This window comes from Ruegeria sp. N7 (assembly GCF_056531345.1).
Genome location: NZ_JBQFLR010000014.1, coordinates 85,381 through 101,187 on the forward strand (window position 1 = coordinate 85,381; position 15,807 = coordinate 101,187).

Sequence of the window (15,807 nt, forward strand, 5' to 3'; positions counted from 1 at the left end):
CTCAGGTGGGTCAGGAAAATTCACCAAGAACATGATATTCGCGAAAAACATGATATAGGTCAATTCGTGCGCTGCTTCGCGCAGTTAGGAAGTAAGGACGCGAACCAATCTATCCACACTCGAGTCGCCAGCCATGAGCCAGTTGACCAGCAGACGCGCTTTTCTGAGCGCACGTATCCTACGGGAGGATCCTGATGCGATCCGACCGCCGGGTGCGGGCGTGACAGGCTTTGCCGATCTGTGCACAGGCTGCGAAGACTGCGCCGGGGCCTGCCCGGAAGAGATCATCACATTCGACAACAGCGGCTTTCCGGTTCTGGATCTTTCCGCAGGCGGCTGCACCTTATGCGGTGCATGTGCCGAGGTTTGCCCGACCCCGGCGTTGTTGCCCGAGCGTGTGACCGAGTGGCCGTGGCGCGCACGGATCGAGGCTGCAAGCTGCCTGTCGATGAACGGGGTAAGCTGCCGCCTGTGTCAGGACACTTGCGAACAGGAAGCCATCCGCTTTCGCCTGCAACTGGGCGGGCGGGCTGAACCAGCGCTTGAAACCGAAACCTGCATCGGATGCGGCACATGTTCTGCCGCCTGCCCCGCCGGGGCCATCACGATGCACCGCCCCGCCCCTTTGCACCCGGAGGTGACCCAATGAATATCTGTGGCTGTCTTGTCCACATCGCCCCCGATCACACCGACGCCGCACGCGCGGCGATGACCGGCACCGATGGCGTCGAGCTTCATGCCGAGGCCGAGGATGGCCGGTTCGTCGTGGTTGTCGAGGATACAGCCGACCGGCTGGCCTCGGAAACCATCATGGATCTGCACCAGATCCCCGGCGTGATCTCGCTATCGCTGACCTATCACCATTTCGAAGATCCCGCGGAGGCTGCTCCGCGTCCTGATGCTCCAAGCCAACCGTCCAGCAGGAGGCCCATGCAATGACCATCTCTGAATCCCGTCGTACATTTCTGAAAGCGTCCGCAGCGGCTGCCACGGCCTCGGCTGCCGGCATTCCAATGGCCGCTGGTTCGGCCAGCGCCCAGGCCGCCGCGCCCGATATCCGCTGGGACAAGGCCGCCTGCCGGTTCTGCGGCACGGGCTGTTCGGTTCTGGTGGGCACCAAGGATGGCCGCGTAGTCGCCACGCAGGGCGACCCGGATGCGCCGGTCAACCGGGGTCTGAACTGTATCAAGGGCTATTTCCTGTCCAAGATCATGTATGGCAAGGACCGCCTGACCACGCCGCTTTTGCGCAAAACCAACGGCGAATATGACAAGAATGGCGAGTTTGAGCCGGTCAGCTGGGACGAAGCCTTTGACGTCATGGCTGCCAAGTGGAAAGAGGCGCTGGCCAAGAAAGGCCCGACCAGCGTGGGTATGTTCGGTTCCGGTCAGTGGACCGTCTGGGAAGGTTATGCGGCGGCCAAGATGATGAAGGCCGGGTTCCGGTCGAACAACATCGACCCCAACGCGCGTCACTGCATGGCGTCGGCCGTGGTCGGCTTTATCCGTACCTTCGGCATCGACGAGCCGATGGGCTGCTATGACGACCTTGAGCACGCAGATACGTTTGTTCTGTGGGGGTCGAACATGGCCGAGATGCACCCGATCCTGTGGTCGCGTCTGACCGATACGCGCCTGACCAAGCCGGGATGCGAAGTGCATGTTCTGTCGACCTTCGAGCACCGTTCGTTCGAGCTGGCCGACAATGGCATGGTGTTCAACCCGCAGACCGATCTGGCGATCCTGAACTACATTGCCAATTACATCATCCAGAATGGCGCGGTGAACGAAGAGTTCGTCAAGAACCACGTCAACATCACCAAGACCGCCACCGATATCGGTTATGGCCTGCGCGACAATCATCCGCTGCAACAAGAGGCCGCGAACCCCAATGTCGGCAAGATGGAGCCGATCAGCTTTGAGGAATATGCCGAGGCGGTATCGGCATACACGCTGGAATACACCTCGGAGCTGTCCGGCGTTCCGGCGGACAAGCTGGAGCGTCTGGCCCAGCAATATGCCGACCCGAACCGCAAGGTCATGAGCCTGTGGACCATGGGGTTCAACCAGCATACCCGCGGGTCGTGGGTGAATTCGCTGATGTATAACGTGCACTTGCTGGTGGGCAAGATTTCCGAGCCCGGAAACTCGCCCTTCTCGCTGACCGGTCAGCCGTCGGCCTGCGGAACCGCGCGTGAGGTCGGCACTTTTGCCCACCGTCTGCCTGCCGACATGGTTGTCATGAATGACGAGCACCGCAAGATTTGCGAAACCGCCTGGAATGTGCCTGCGGGTACCATTCCGGCCAAGCCCGGCTTTCACGCCGTGCTGCAACACCGCAAGCTGAAGGATGGTGATCTGAACGCCTATTGGGTGCAGTGCAACAACAACATGCAGGCCGCACCGAATATCAACGAAGAAGGCTATCCCGGGTATCGCAACCCCGAGAACTTCATCACCGTATCAGACCCCTACCCGACCGTCACGGCCGTATCCGCCGACCTGATCCTGCCCACCGCCATGTGGGTCGAGAAGGAAGGCGCCTATGGCAACGCCGAGCGCCGCACCCAGTTCTGGCGGCAGCAGGTCAAGGCTCCGGGCGAGGCCAAGTCGGACGTGTGGCAGGTGATGGAATTCTCGAAACGCTTCACCGTTGAGGAGGTCTGGGGCGAAGAGTTGCTGGCCACCATGCCGGAACATCGCGGCAAGACCATGTACGAGGTTCTGTTTGCCAATGGCAGCGTCGACAAGTTCCCGCTGTCGGAAACCGCCGAGGGCTTTGACAACGACGAATCCGAGCATTTCGGGTTCTACGTTCAGAAGGGTCTGTTCGAGGAATATGCCAATTTCGGACGCGGCCACGCGCACGATCTGGCACCGTTTGAAACCTATCACCAAGCCCGTGGCCTGCGCTGGCCGGTCGTGGATGGCAAGGAAACGCTGTATCGTTTCCGCGAAGGCTATGACCCTTATGTGCCCGAAGGCGCGGGCGTGAAGTTCTATGGCAAGAAGGATGGCAAGGCGAGCATCATCTTTGCGCCTTACGAGCCTGCGGCCGAGGAACCGGATGCGGAATATGATCTGTGGCTGTGCACCGGTCGTGTGCTGGAACACTGGCATTCGGGGTCGATGACGCGCCGTGTCCCAGAGCTGCACCGCGCCTACCCAGCGGCTGTGGTTTACATGCATCCGCAGGACGCCAAGGATCGGGACCTGCGCCGGGGTCAGGAGATTGTTCTGTCTACCCGTCGGGGCGAGGTCACCAGCCGGGTCGAGACCCGTGGGCGCAACAAGGTGCCGCGCGGTCTGGTGTTCATGCCGTGGTTCGACGAAGGCCAGTTGACCAACAAGCTGACGCTGGACGCGACCTGCCCGCTGTCGAAAGAGACCGACTTCAAGAAATGCGCCTGCAAGGTCGAGCGCGCATAGGCAACAAGGATCGTACGGGTAAATCCTCATGTCTTTTGCCGACAAACCCCTTTCGCCGCAGCGGCGCCGGTTCCTGCAGGATTCGGCGCGGGCGGCGGGCGGCTGCGTGGTCGCCGGGACGGTGCTGGCCTATCTGGCCCGCGACGCCCGCGCCCTGCCGGCCGAGGCATTGCGCCCGCCCGGCGCGCTGCCGGAAAAGGAGTTTCTGTCAGCCTGTATCCGCTGCGGCTTATGCGTGCGGGATTGCCCATATGATACTTTGAAACTGGCCGAGTTGGGCTCGGACGCGGTGGCGACGGGAACACCCTTTTTCACCGCGCGGGATATTCCCTGTGAGATGTGCGACGACATTCCATGTGTCGCCGCATGTCCGACCGGGGCACTGGATCCCGCGTTGGACAATATCGACGACGCGAAGATGGGGGTCGCGGTTCTGGTCGATCAGGAGAACTGCCTGAACTTCCTCGGGTTGCGCTGCGATGTCTGTTACCGCGTCTGCCCCGTCATCGACGAGGCGATCACGCTGGACACCACGCACAACACGCGGTCGGGTCATCACGCGATGTTCATCCCGACCGTCCACGCCGACCGCTGCACCGGCTGCGGCATGTGCGAGAAAAGCTGTGTTCTGCCCGAGGCCGCCATCAAGGTGCTGCCTGCCCGGCTGGCGCGGGGCAGTTCGGCAGAGCATTACCGCAAGGGTTGGGAAGAAAAGGCCGCGAAAGGCGCGCCGGTGGTCGAGGGGATCATCGACCTGCCGGACCGTTTGCCCGGACCGGGCACGGACAATCTGGCCACGCCCGGCGGCTTTGCGCCGGGATATGATCTGCCGGGGGTGGGACAATGAGCGCCCGCACAGATATGCCCACAGGTCACGAGGCCATCGCCAGCAAGGGCTGGATCGGCGCGCATCGCTATCTGCTGTTGCGCCGTGCAAGCCAGCTGTTCTTTCTGGTTCTGTTTCTGCTGGGCCCGTGGTTCGGCATCTGGATCGTTCAGGGCACGCTGGCCGGGTCGCTGACGCTGGGCGTGCTGCCTTTGACCGATCCGTTCATCCTGTTGCAGAGCATGGTTGCGGGCCACTGGCCCGAAATGACCGCGCTGATCGGTGGGCTGATCGTTCTGGTGGTCTATGCCTTGATTGGTGGCCGTGTTTATTGTTCCTGGGTCTGCCCCATAAACCCGGTGACGGACGCGGCCAACTGGGTGCACCGCAAGCTAAACCTGCCGAAAGGCTGGCAGCCCAAGCGCGGCACGCGCCTGTGGATTCTGGCAACCGTCCTGCTTGTTTCGGGTCTGAGCGGCATGATCGCGTGGGAGTTGATCAACCCGATCACCATGCTGCATCGCGGGCTGGTCTTTGGAATGGGCTTTGTCTGGGCCTTGATCGCCGCCATCTTTGTCTTTGACGTCTTCGTCTCGCGCCACGGATGGTGCGGGCACCTGTGCCCGGTGGGCGCGTTCTATGGCCTGATCGGAGCAAAAAGCCTGCTGCGGATCAGCGCCACAAACCGCGCCGCCTGCGATGACTGCATGGATTGTTACGCGATCTGCCCGGAAAATCAGGTGATCTCGCCAGCGCTGAAGGGCAAACCGGGAAGTACCCCGCTGATCCTGTCACCCGACTGCACGAATTGTGGCCGCTGCATCGATGTCTGCGCGGTCGACGTTTTTACCTTTACTCACCGGTTCGACGACCACGTCGTCCAACCTTCCGATCCAGTTGCCGCGCCCGAGCCGCGCGCCGCCAGACCTATCTAGGGGAGTGCCAAGATGAAAAAATCTATCGTTACAGGCGGAATTGCCCTTCTACCCGTATTATTGCTGAGCGGATGGGCCCTCGCGCAATCTGCTCAGGTTGAATCCCTGCGCGGTGCGGACGTGGATGAGCCGGTGCCGCTGGACCAGATCCACCGAAATGTCGAAGGGCGCCAGCAGCGCAATTACCGTCAGCAGCCGCCAGTCATCCCGCATTCGGTCGAACAGTACCAGATCGACATCCGTACCAACCAGTGCCTGTCCTGCCATGACTGGACCAAAGCCGGTGACCGCAACGCGCCGACGCTGTCGATGACTCATTACCTGGACCGTGAAGGCCGCGAACTGGATCGGATCGCCGGAACCCGGTATTTCTGCAACCAGTGCCACGTACCGCAGGCCGACGCCCCGCCGCTGGTCGACAACGTGTTCCAGCCCTCCGCCGGCAATTGATCCAACGCAAGACTGAAAGGAGCACCGATATGGCCGACTCTCCTGAAAACCGCGGCTTGCTTGGTCGCCTCTGGAATGCGATCTGGACGCCGACGGTGCTGTTCAGTTCAGGCTTTCTTGTCCTGGCCGGATTTCTGGCCGGTATCCTGTTCTGGGGTGGATTTCACTGGACCCTTGAGCTGACGAATACCGAAGAATTCTGTACCTCGTGCCACACAATGGAAACCAACCTGGGCGAGTATCGCGAAACGGTCCATTACAACAACCATTCCGGCGTTCGCGCGATCTGTTCCGACTGCCACGTGCCGGATGAATGGAGCCACAAGATCAAAGCCAAGATCATGGCCGTCAAAGACGTCTATCATGAGTTGGCTGGAACCATCAGCACACCCGAGCAGTACGAGGCGCATCGCCTGAGCATGGCTTCGGCCGTGTGGAAGAAGATGAAGGAGTCGGACAGTCGTGAATGCCGCAACTGTCACAACTTTGACTACATGGACTTTACCATTCAGGAAACCCGCGCCGCGTCGGAACACCAGCGCGCCATCGACACTGGCATGACATGCATCGACTGCCATCAGGGCATCGCGCATAATCTGCCCGCGAATTATCTGGAACAATACCAGAAGATAAGCGAGGCCGTGGAGGGCGTGGTTCTTCAGGAACATGCTTCCGCCTTGGGCAGCGACATCCGCGCGTTTCTGAACAACAGCTCGAATTAGGGTGGGGGCAGACATGTTAGACTTACTTGGAACAATCGGTGCCAATGTCCTGGGCCTGCCCGGCATACTGGGACTGGCGCTTGGAATGATGACCCGCAAGCTATGGTTGGGCGCGGTACTGGGGGCCGGTGTCGGCATTCTGGAAACGCTGGTTTTTGCGGGCTTTCAGTTTGCCCATGTGGAAGCGCTGGAACTGGGCATCTCGGTTCTGGTCGGGCTTTGCGCGGGCAGCCTTGGCACTGCCATCCGCCTGAAGGGCGCAACCGTCTGAAGAAAACACCGGTTCTGCCCATTGGTGGAACCGGTATTCTGCCGGGTCACGTTTCCAGCGCCAAAGCGGGTGTTTGTACCGCGCGCGACACGTCTATTGACGTTAGGGAAGCGTTTAAGGGGCGCGGCAGCAACGAAAATCGGCAGGGTCTGATTTTCGCATTTCCACAACTTCGACAAAAGCGCACGAGGCCCTAGTGCCAAGGGGAAAACACCCTTTCCCAATACGCTCGGCAAAACAGCAGGCCGGGCCGCAACTGGCGCGTGAAAAATCAATATGAAACCGAAAGCCAATGATTTGACAAGAAAAATTCAAAGTGGAGTGGAAATTCGAAACGACATCTGTCACAGCAGATAACAAGTTAATAATGGTGTCCCTGCGTCATGTGGATAGAACGTAAATTCCTCTCTATTTTTGCTTATACAAATACAATATGTTTTGAGGGGAGTAAGGGGGGAAGGAAAATGGGCGGGGGCGCAGAACGATGACGGGGGTCCTTGAGGCATCGCCGCGTATCTCAAAAGTTCTTCAACTGGCTGATCTGGAAAACCATGCCACGCTGTTTCGGCAGGAAGGCGTGGATGATGATATTCTGGACGAGCTGACAGATCCCGAACTGCGCGATCTGGGGCTGACGGTTGGTGAAAGAAAGCGGTTTCGCAAGGCGCAGGCGCGTCTGAAATCTGAGGAAGCTTCGACCCGGCAGGAGCTTAGGTCGGAAGCCGAACGGCGGCAGCTTACGCTGGTTTTCTGCGATCTCGTAGGGTCCACGCAGCTGGCCCAGCGGTATGACCCGGAAGACCTGATGCAGATCATGAATCTGTATCTGGATACGGCGATCGGCACCCTGAAACAGCATGGCTGTCATCTGGCCTACAGGCAGGGCGACGGAATCATGGTCTATTTCGGATATCCCAAAGCCATGGAGGACGATGCCGAGCGCGCCGTTCGCGCCGTGCTGGAGACCATCGAAGCCGTACAAAACCTTGAAAACAGGTTTGGCGAAAAACTGGATCTGCGCGCGGGAATTGCCACCGGTATGGTTGTTGTAGGGGTGGTTTCGTCGACAAGTCTTGGGTCGCAGGACTTTCTGGTCGGTGAAACTGCAAACCTTGCATCCCGCCTGCAAGGTCTGGCCGAGCCGGGTGAGGTGATCGTTTCCGCAGAGACGTGGCGATTGACACAGGGCGCATTCGAGTTCGAGCCCCGTGGCAGCCAGAACCTGAAAGGGTTTGACAATCAGCGCACCGTCTATCGCGCCATTTCCGAAAGCGTCGCGACCAGCCGGTTCGATGCGCGTGTCGGACAGTCAGCCGTTGATCTTGTCGCCCGGGGCGACGATCTTTCGGTCCTGACCCAGCTTTGGAAAGATGCACAGGCGGGCTCCGGCAGGTTCGCGTTTGTCGGCGGCGCCGCAGGCATTGGCAAGTCGCGGCTTATCAAATCGCTGTCCGAAACAATTGGCGTCAAACCCTTTACCTTGCAGTGCATTCCGCATCTGGCCAGCCTTCCGCTTCACCCGATCGTGGGAGAGTTGAGGCGGGTTTCAGGCGACAAATCCGATGACAGCATCAGGGCCGCGATTTCCGATTTTGTTCAGGCCGCCTCTCGTCTGAGCGACGCGGATTTGCCTGTTCTTCTCGATATGGCCGGGGTCGAAACGGGCGCAGCGCCGGATCCAGACCCCCTGAAGAAGGCCCGCAAGTCGCTGGACGTGTTGTTGCGCAGCCTTGGCAGCCTGTGTGACAGGCGCGGCACCTTGCTGCTGGTGGTGGAAGACGTGCACTGGGCTGACGCAACCACGCTGGACGTGCTGGAGGCGCTGGCATCAGGACTGGACGGGTTCCCGATACTGGTGGTCCTGTCGCATCGCCCTGAATATGAACCGCCTGAGCATTACGAGGGCCGCGCGGCGCGCATCGATCTGACGCCTTTGGCCAGCAGTGAAGCCTCGGAACTGGTCCGGCGCGTGGCCGAGCCATACAGTTTGCCGGTCATCCTGATCAGGCAGATTGTCGAAAAAGCCGATGGCGTGCCGCTTTACATCGAAGAGATGACAAAGGCGGTTCTGGACCAGCTGCCGCAAGATGCGCCGATCAACGCCGAGGTTCTGGATGCCCTGAGTATCCCCGCGACCCTTCAGGATTCGTTGATGTCGCGTCTTGACCGGATGGAAAACGCCAAGCCTATCGCGCAGCTTGGGTCTGTTATCGGGCGCAGTTTCACCTCGGCGATGGTCCAGGCGGTGGCGCAGGAAGACATGGATGTGGAAAGCGCGCTGATGCAGCTGATGGCGGCTGGGGTTGTGCTGATCACGGGCGAAGCCGGAACGGCCACCTACACGTTCAACCACGCGCTGGTTCAGGATACGGCCTATAACTCGCTGCTGCGCGAAGACCGGCAGAAGGTTCATCTGAAAATCGCCCGGGCCTTGCTGGCCGGACATAACGCATTCGGAAACCCCGCCCCCGATACCGTGGCGCATCACTGCGACCATGGCGGGTTGAAGGATGAGGCGGTGTCCAACTGGTTTACGGCAGGCGAACAAGCCCTGACGCGGTTGGCGAACCTGCCTGCGATCTCGGCGTTTCGCGCGGCACTGCGTAATATCGGAACGATGCCCGCCAATGCCGAGCGTGACGGATTCGAGCTTCGGGTGCAGATGAATATCCTTCCGGCTTACATGGCGATCTATGGATGGTCCTCCGACCAGGTCGGAGAGACAGCCGCCCGCGCGATGGAGCTTGCCCATGCATTGGGCGATGGCGAAACCCTTTTCGCGGCCACCTTCTGCCGCTGGACCAATTTCTTTGTCGCGGGCCAGATGAACCGCGCAATGGAGATGGGACAGGCCCTGGACGCGATGGCCGGTATGAGTGGCGATCCTGTCGCCAACGTGCTGGCAGCCCGCGCGCTGAGTTTCACGCATTACTTCCGCGGGGAGTTCGCGGATTGCGAGCAGCAGCTTGACCGTGCCTTTGCGCTGATCACGCCTGAGCTGGACATGGCCATGATGCCGATGACCCAGTCCTCGACCACGGCGTCGTTGCTGGCCATTCAAGGGTGCCTTCTGTGGCAGCAGGGCAAGTTCGACGAGGCGGAGGCGGCACGTCTGAAAGCCATCGACGTCAGCCGGGCACTGAACCACGCACCCAATCTTGTCTATGTCATGGGCGCGTGCAGCATGTTCCTGCCCTACGCGGGCGAATGGGACCGGCTGGACGTCACTATGAAAGAAGCGCGCAAGATCGCCGATGAGGAAGGGTTCCTGTATCTTCACGCCATGCAGGATATCTACATGGGTCTTGCGCAGGCGGGAAAAGGTGACATCGAGGGCGTCCCGGCCCATATCGAGGCCTGCATGAACCTGATCTCAAAGTCTGGTGGAAACTTTACTTTTCCGCAGAATCAGATTGTTCTGTCTGAGTTGATGATCGATCACGGGGATATTGATCAGGCCCTGGACCGGCTTGAAACCGTGTGTACCCCCGGTTGGGAACGAGGAGAAACGCTGAACAAACCGGAATATCACCGCGTGCGGGCCAAAGCCTTTGCTGCCAAGGGTGATCGGGATAGCGCGATTGCCGAGGGTGAACTGGCATTGGCGCTTGCCCGCGAATGTGGTGCCGTTGTTCAGGAACAACGCGCCGAGGCACTTCTAGACAGTTTGACGAAAGCCGAATGAACGAGACGGACTGCCCGGCCAAACAGGGCAGCATCACCAAGAGGGATTTACAATGACCGACGCATTGGATTGGAACACCGAACAGTGGAATGCCGTTAACAAGGCCGTCCATGATGAAGCGCTGCGTGCGCGGGTGGCTGCGAGTTTTCTGCCGCTTTATGGGCCGCTGCCGGCGGACACGCAATCTGTTCCCCTGAACAAGCTGGGTCTGGTCGACAACGCATCAGGCGCGGCCAAGCGTCTGGAAGTGAATGATTATGACACCCTGCGGCTGACGACGGTTTCCGTCAACGTCTACCTGAAAGGCGCGCAGGTGGCTGATCCGGAACTGGCCGCGGCCATGATCATGTTCCGCCGGGCCGCCGCCGTCGTGGCCAAGGTCGAGGATGACATCGTTTTCAACGGCCAGCCAGGCAGCAGCGAAGCGCCCAAACATGCCGGTGGCGCACCTGCGGATCTACCGCCGATCTATACCGTCAGCGGTGGCGGCAAATACCCGGGGCTGCTGGAGGCTGGCGAAGGTCAATCCATATCGATCAACGGGAAGAAAAAACCCTGTTCCGGCCCCGAGGTTTTCGAGGCCGTGGTCGCGGGCATCAACAAGCTGGAAGCGCATGGATACCTTGGGCCTTTTGCCTGTGTGATGGGCAATGGGCTGTTTCAGGCCGTGACCACGCCGATCGAAAACTCGATGGTGCTGCCGCGTGACAGTATTCTTCCGTTCCTTGACGGCCCGCTGCTGCGATCGGGCACCCTGCCCGCAAACAAGGCAGCACTTGTATCGCTGCAAGGTGCGCCGGTCGAGATTGTCGTGCCTTCGGATATCGCGGTGAAGTATCTGCAAACCTCGTCTGACGGTGAGCACATCTTCCGCGTGCAGCAGAAGTTCCACCTTAGGATCAAGGAAGCACAGGCGATCTGCACCATCACGTGCTGACCGGAGAACTGGTCATGCGAGAATTCACAGACCGGGGTGTGACATTGCGTTGGTCCGAATTGATCAACGAAAATGGGTTAAATCGGGTGCTGATCGAAGCCGGACCCGCCGTGTCTTCGCATGACGTGGTGCGTGTGATCTGTTCCGAAGATGGCGGCCCCGAACGCGCCATTCGCGGCTGGCCCTTGCAATGCGACCCCATGACGGGGTTTCAGCAGTTTGCAGCCATGCTGCCATCTGTGACCCAGGAAAAGACATTGACCTGGCGACCGGTGCTGACGACCGGTGGTCGCGAATATGATCCCGGCCCCGGAAAGGCCCCCGAGCCTGCGCCGCCAAGCCCGGCAAAGCCAGTCACGCAAGTGCCCGCGCTTGAACACGTTGGCAGGTTTGTGGTGCCGTTCACCGACGAGTTCTATCCGTCGGGGGAAACACCGGACGGCATCTGGCTGCATTTCGGGATCAAAGAGGGCGGAACGGTTGAAGGACCTCATCTGAAGGGGACGATCGATCCGCTGGGGGGCGACTGGATGCGCGTGCGATCCGACGGAGTTGGGCTTTTGCACGCCCGAGCGCTTATTCAACCCGTTGAAGGGGGTGCGCCGATCCTGTTTGAAGATACCGGCGTGTGTGACTTTGGCTCGGATGGGTTTGCCGGGCTGGCGAAGGGCACTCTGCCCGCCTCGGCCCCGGTCCGGCTGGCACCGCGATACCTGACGTCAAACCCGAATTATGCCTGGATGAACAGGTTGCAGGGGTTCGGCATCGGCGAAGCCAGCCTGTCCGATATCACCCTGCGCTTTGACGTCTATTCCGCGAAAGGAACATCCGATGGCTGAAAAGGTTGTCATACTGGGCGGTGGCGTGGCCGGAATGAGCGCCGCGCATGAGCTGATCGAGCGCGGGTACGAGGTCGAGATTCACGAGCGCCAGCTGATCCCCGGCGGTAAGGCACGCAGCATCCCCGTGATGAAGGGCGAAGGCGATCACGGGTCTAAGGCGAAACACATCAAGGCGCTTGAACAATGGGCCGAGATGGACGGCGCCAGTTATCCCCCAGGCGTGAAACGCCCCTGGCTGCCCGGCGAGCATGGGTTCCGGTTCTTTCCGAATTTCTACCGCCATATCACCGATACGATGGCGCGCACGCCCTATTACGGCAAAGGCACCTGTTACGATAATCTGGTATCCACCACTCAGGTTCTGGTCAGCCAGTTCGACGACCCAGGAATCATCGTTCCCGAACGGTTTCCCCGCACGCTGAAAGACGTGGCCGACGCGCTCAAGACGGTTGCATTCACGCTCTCGCCCCGGGACCAGATCGCCTATGAGGATGTCGAACATTTCATCGCCTGCATGTGGCGCATCGCGACATCCTGCAAGGAACGCCGGTTCGATGAATATGAACGCATCGGGTGGTGGGACTTCATCGGTGCCGAACAACGCTCGGAAGCGTATCAGAAGTTTCTGGCCATTGGCCTGACTCGTTCGCTGGTGGCTGCGAAGGCGACAACTGCCAGTACAAAGACCGTGGGCGACATTGCCGTTCAGCTTCAACTGGGTATCGCGACGCCCGAGCCGCATGGCAACCGGCTGTTGAACGGTCCCACCAACCTTGTCTGGATACAGCCGTGGCTGGATTACCTCAAAAGCAAGGGGGTCGTGTACAAGTTCAACTCAAAGGTCACGGGCATCGACTGCGAGGATGGCCGCATCGTCAGCGCGACGGTTGAACAGGATGGCGAAGAAAAGCAGGTCACCGGGGACTGGTTCATCAGTGCGATGCCGATCGAACGGATCGCTCCGCTGATCACCCCTGCGATGACGGCAATCGACCCGTCTCTGGCCAAGCTGCCCCTGCTGGCCGAAGACGTGCAATGGATGAACGGAATTCAGTTCTATCTGACAAAGGATGTTGAACTGACGCACGGCCATGTCATTTTCATTGACAGCCCCTGGGCCCTGACCGCGGTTTCACAAAAACAGTTCTGGTCGGCCATCAACTTTGAAAACTGGGCAGAAGGCAAGACCAAGGGTTTGCTTTCAATAGATATCTCGGAATGGGACAAGCCGGGCCTGAATGGAAAAACCGCGCGTGATTGCAGCCGTGAGGAGATTGCGCAAGAGGTTTGGGAACAGCTCAAGCGGAGCGTCAACGTGGATGGCCAGACCGTCCTGCGCGACGAGGATATGCATTACTGGTTCCTTGATCCGGATATTGTGCAGGATCCCAACGACCCCAAGCGCCAAACCAATGTGGAGCCGCTGTTGGTCAATCGCATCAACAGCTGGCGGTTGCGCCCTGAGGCGGCCACATTAATCCCGAACTTCATGCTGGCGTCGGATTATGTGCGCACCTACACCGATCTTGCCACCATGGAAGGGGCGAACGAAGCGGCGCGCCGGGCGGTCAATGCCATCCTGCAACGCGGTGGATCAAAAGCTGAGCCCTGCCAGATCTGGGACCTGCACGAGCCGGATATCCTGAAACCGCTGCGCGCCTATGATTTTGCCCGTTATCAGGCCGGCCTGCCCTGGGACAACCGGTTTGCGGTTGCGGTCGAAGCCGCGCTGAGGATGGGACAGGATTCCGTGGGTGTTGAGCGTGGCGGCGAAGGGCCGCTTGCCGTCATTGCGAAACCGGCTACGGAATATTCAAAACCCGGCGGGATTACCGAAGACCCTGCGATTGCGGACGCGTTGCGCATGATCTGCCCTCCGAAAGAGCTGTTTGACCTGATGGTGGCCTACGAGCCGACCGCTGATCTTCCGATCCCGGGAGAGGAGATTGCAGAGGATGTTGCCTTTGATCTGGGCCGGGACAGCGGCCAGACGGGGGTGTTGTCCAAAGCCTTGCCGCTGACGGATTCACCTTTTTCCGCCACCGGACCAAACCTTGCCGAGACGGGCAGGAACGAGACCAAAACCCGTGTGATCATCACCCAGAAGGGATGACCCTGTGGCCACTGGCACAGCACATCTGGATCCTGCGGCACAGCAGGACTTTCTGAAAACCCTGACCTCATACGGGGATCGGGCCCGTGAGACGCTTTTGCAACTGCTGCCGACGGGCGAACCGCAGGCCTATCTGTACGGGCCGATGCGGGATTACATCGAAACCTCGGGCAAGGGGTTGCGGCCCGCGCTGTTGCTGGCCACATGCGAGGCTTTCGGCGGTGACAGCGAAAACGCACGGGTGTCTGCCGCCGTTCTTGAACTGCTGCACAACGCATTTCTGATCCATGACGATATCGAGGATCAAAGCGATTTCAGGCGCGGGCGCGAATGTATGCACAAGCGGCTTGGGGTTCCTCTGGCGATCAATACCGGCGACGGGATGCAATCGCTGGCCCTGCGCCTGTTGCGCCAGAACCTTGGGCCGCTGGGCCCTGAAACGGGTATACGCGTGGTGGACGAGTTCGATCACCTTTTGCAGCAGTCCATTGAAGGTCAGGCGCTGGAGCTTGGCTGGATACGGGACAACCGGCTGAACGTGGATGCATCGGATTATCTGACGATGTGTCTGAAGAAGACCTGCTGGTACAGTTTCATTCACCCCATGCGCATCGGGGCGCTGATTGCCCGGCCACATGATGTGGCGTCAGGCGCGCTTAATCTGGACGATTTCAACGCGTTTGGGTTTTTTCTGGGGGCTGCGTTTCAGATACAGGATGATGTTCTGAACCTCGTGGGCTCGCAGGACAAATATGGCAAAGAGATCGGCGGGGACATTTACGAAGGCAAACGCACGCTGATGCTGGGGCGGCTTAGCTTGCAGGCGGATGAGCCCGAAAAAGCGCGCCTGTCGGAGATGCTGTCAAACCCGCGTGACAACCGCTCGACGCAGGATGTCAGCTGGGTTCTGGATCGCATGGATCACTATGGCTGCATCAGATATGCACAGGACGCGGCCAATGACCTGCTGGCCTCGGCCCGTCAGGAGTTTGCGCAGGTTTTTGCAGCCACCGAAGAAGTGCCGCGCGCGTTTCTGGGTCATTTCATGGACTATCTCGTAACCCGTCAGGTTTGAGCGCCCACCACCTCATACATCACGATGATCGAGGTTTGCACTGTGCCTGTGCAGGCGATCCGGCCGTGATATTCGCCGGGATCGGCAAGATCCGGCACGGTTACAATGACGGCAACATCCGTTGACTCGCCGGGGTTTAACTGGATTCGCGGGGGGACAACATTGACCCGGTTTGCCGGAAGAGTGTCGCCGTTCCGGTTAATCAGGTCGCCCGGTTCGAATTGTAATGCGACAGGCCCGCCACCGTTTGGTGCGTCAAAGGACAGCAATATGGTTGCGGTACCGCCGGGGTGGCAGGTTTTGCGGCACGCAAATGGCCCTTCAAGCGGCTGTTGCGCGCCCCGTTCAGCCCCAAGCACGCGGCGGGCAATGTCCGAGATCGGTTGCGCATCCGGCTGCGGCGCGATCGGGCTGACCGGAAGTGGCGTGCTAACGTATGGTTTTCGTTCGAAATAAGGCATGCCCAACTGTGCACCTGTGGCGCGGATCAGTAAATGGGAAATTTACCGGATCCGCGCGACAA

Annotated in this window: 14 protein-coding genes; 13 read left to right on the top strand and 1 reads right to left on the bottom strand. The window is 59.8% G+C overall.

The genetic code is table 11. The features are described 5' to 3' along the window. Positions 1-133 precede the first annotated feature (133 nt). The 13 genes from napF to ACR0ES_RS15210 all read left to right on the top strand — a co-directional run bounded on the left by napF (position 134) and on the right by ACR0ES_RS15210 (position 15,284). Positions 134-649 carry a ferredoxin-type protein NapF gene (gene napF / locus ACR0ES_RS15150; RefSeq protein WP_480484297.1) on the top strand — a complete coding sequence of 172 codons (516 nt, stop codon included), beginning with the start codon at positions 134-136 and terminating at the stop codon, positions 647-649. Beyond that, positions 646-939, top strand: coding sequence for a chaperone NapD (locus tag ACR0ES_RS15155; RefSeq protein WP_267363554.1), 294 nt, complete (start codon positions 646-648; stop codon positions 937-939). The genes napF and ACR0ES_RS15155 overlap by 4 nt, the downstream gene beginning before the upstream one ends. Beyond that, positions 936-3,428 carry a nitrate reductase catalytic subunit NapA gene (gene napA, locus ACR0ES_RS15160; protein WP_480484296.1) on the top strand — a complete coding sequence of 831 codons (2,493 nt, stop codon included), beginning with the start codon at positions 936-938 and terminating at the stop codon, positions 3,426-3,428. Before ACR0ES_RS15155 ends, napA begins: the two co-directional genes overlap by 4 nt. Positions 3,429-3,456: 28 nt before the next feature. Then, positions 3,457-4,275 carry a ferredoxin-type protein NapG gene (gene napG, locus ACR0ES_RS15165; protein WP_267363552.1) on the top strand — a complete coding sequence of 273 codons (819 nt, stop codon included), beginning with the start codon at positions 3,457-3,459 and terminating at the stop codon, positions 4,273-4,275. Further along, a complete protein-coding gene (gene napH / locus ACR0ES_RS15170) occupies positions 4,272-5,189 on the top strand; it encodes a quinol dehydrogenase ferredoxin subunit NapH (protein WP_480871215.1) in 918 nt (305 codons plus the stop codon). The genes napG and napH overlap by 4 nt, the downstream gene beginning before the upstream one ends. A 12-nt stretch (positions 5,190-5,201) precedes the next feature. After that, a complete protein-coding gene (locus tag ACR0ES_RS15175; protein WP_209507029.1) occupies positions 5,202-5,639 on the top strand; it encodes a nitrate reductase cytochrome c-type subunit in 438 nt (145 codons plus the stop codon). A 29-nt stretch (positions 5,640-5,668) separates the two neighbouring features. Continuing rightward, complete coding sequence (locus tag ACR0ES_RS15180) at positions 5,669-6,361, top strand: NapC/NirT family cytochrome c (RefSeq protein ID WP_480484293.1); 693 nt, start codon at positions 5,669-5,671, stop codon at positions 6,359-6,361. 13 nt (positions 6,362-6,374) lie between these two features. Continuing rightward, on the top strand, positions 6,375-6,632 hold the full coding sequence (locus tag ACR0ES_RS15185; protein WP_480484292.1) for a hypothetical protein: 258 nt from the start codon (positions 6,375-6,377) through the stop codon (positions 6,630-6,632). 484 nt (positions 6,633-7,116) lie between these two features. After that, positions 7,117-10,317: an adenylate/guanylate cyclase domain-containing protein gene (locus ACR0ES_RS15190; RefSeq protein WP_480871217.1), complete on the top strand. Its 3,201-nt coding sequence runs from the start codon at positions 7,117-7,119 to the stop codon at positions 10,315-10,317. Positions 10,318-10,369: 52 nt separating this feature from the next. Beyond that, positions 10,370-11,254 (top strand): encapsulin, encoded by an 885-nt coding sequence (locus tag ACR0ES_RS15195; RefSeq protein ID WP_209507025.1) that lies wholly within the window; start codon positions 10,370-10,372, stop codon positions 11,252-11,254. Positions 11,255-11,268: 14 nt separating this feature from the next. Next, complete coding sequence (locus ACR0ES_RS15200; RefSeq protein WP_480871219.1) at positions 11,269-12,093, top strand: DUF3237 domain-containing protein; 825 nt, start codon at positions 11,269-11,271, stop codon at positions 12,091-12,093. Further along, positions 12,086-14,209 (top strand): hydroxysqualene dehydroxylase, encoded by a 2,124-nt coding sequence (locus ACR0ES_RS15205; RefSeq protein ID WP_480484289.1) that lies wholly within the window; start codon positions 12,086-12,088, stop codon positions 14,207-14,209. The genes ACR0ES_RS15200 and ACR0ES_RS15205 overlap by 8 nt, the downstream gene beginning before the upstream one ends. Positions 14,210-14,213: 4 nt before the next feature. Further along, positions 14,214-15,284 carry a polyprenyl synthetase family protein gene (locus tag ACR0ES_RS15210; protein ID WP_209507022.1) on the top strand — a complete coding sequence of 357 codons (1,071 nt, stop codon included), beginning with the start codon at positions 14,214-14,216 and terminating at the stop codon, positions 15,282-15,284. Here the strand turns inward: ACR0ES_RS15210 and ACR0ES_RS15215 are convergent. Beyond that, positions 15,275-15,745 carry a hypothetical protein gene (locus ACR0ES_RS15215; RefSeq protein WP_480871220.1) on the bottom strand — a complete coding sequence of 157 codons (471 nt, stop codon included), beginning with the start codon at positions 15,743-15,745 and terminating at the stop codon, positions 15,275-15,277. The genes ACR0ES_RS15210 and ACR0ES_RS15215 overlap by 10 nt on opposite strands. Positions 15,746-15,807 lie beyond the last annotated feature (62 nt).

Bases quoted from the DNA above. Each gene is read 5' to 3' on its own strand.
- napF (WP_480484297.1), top strand. From the start codon at position 134: ATGAGCCAGTTGACCAGCAGACGCGCTTTTCTGAGCGCACGTATCCTA.
- ACR0ES_RS15155 (WP_267363554.1), top strand. From the start codon at position 646: ATGAATATCTGTGGCTGTCTTGTCCACATCGCCCCCGATCACACCGAC.
- napA (WP_480484296.1), top strand. From the start codon at position 936: ATGACCATCTCTGAATCCCGTCGTACATTTCTGAAAGCGTCCGCAGCG.
- napG (WP_267363552.1), top strand. From the start codon at position 3,457: ATGTCTTTTGCCGACAAACCCCTTTCGCCGCAGCGGCGCCGGTTCCTG.
- napH (WP_480871215.1), top strand. From the start codon at position 4,272: ATGAGCGCCCGCACAGATATGCCCACAGGTCACGAGGCCATCGCCAGC.
- ACR0ES_RS15175 (WP_209507029.1), top strand. From the start codon at position 5,202: ATGAAAAAATCTATCGTTACAGGCGGAATTGCCCTTCTACCCGTATTA.
- ACR0ES_RS15180 (WP_480484293.1), top strand. From the start codon at position 5,669: ATGGCCGACTCTCCTGAAAACCGCGGCTTGCTTGGTCGCCTCTGGAAT.
- ACR0ES_RS15185 (WP_480484292.1), top strand. From the start codon at position 6,375: ATGTTAGACTTACTTGGAACAATCGGTGCCAATGTCCTGGGCCTGCCC.
- ACR0ES_RS15190 (WP_480871217.1), top strand. From the start codon at position 7,117: ATGACGGGGGTCCTTGAGGCATCGCCGCGTATCTCAAAAGTTCTTCAA.
- ACR0ES_RS15195 (WP_209507025.1), top strand. From the start codon at position 10,370: ATGACCGACGCATTGGATTGGAACACCGAACAGTGGAATGCCGTTAAC.
- ACR0ES_RS15200 (WP_480871219.1), top strand. From the start codon at position 11,269: ATGCGAGAATTCACAGACCGGGGTGTGACATTGCGTTGGTCCGAATTG.
- ACR0ES_RS15205 (WP_480484289.1), top strand. From the start codon at position 12,086: ATGGCTGAAAAGGTTGTCATACTGGGCGGTGGCGTGGCCGGAATGAGC.
- ACR0ES_RS15215 (WP_480871220.1), bottom strand. From the start codon at position 15,745: ATGCCTTATTTCGAACGAAAACCATACGTTAGCACGCCACTTCCGGTC.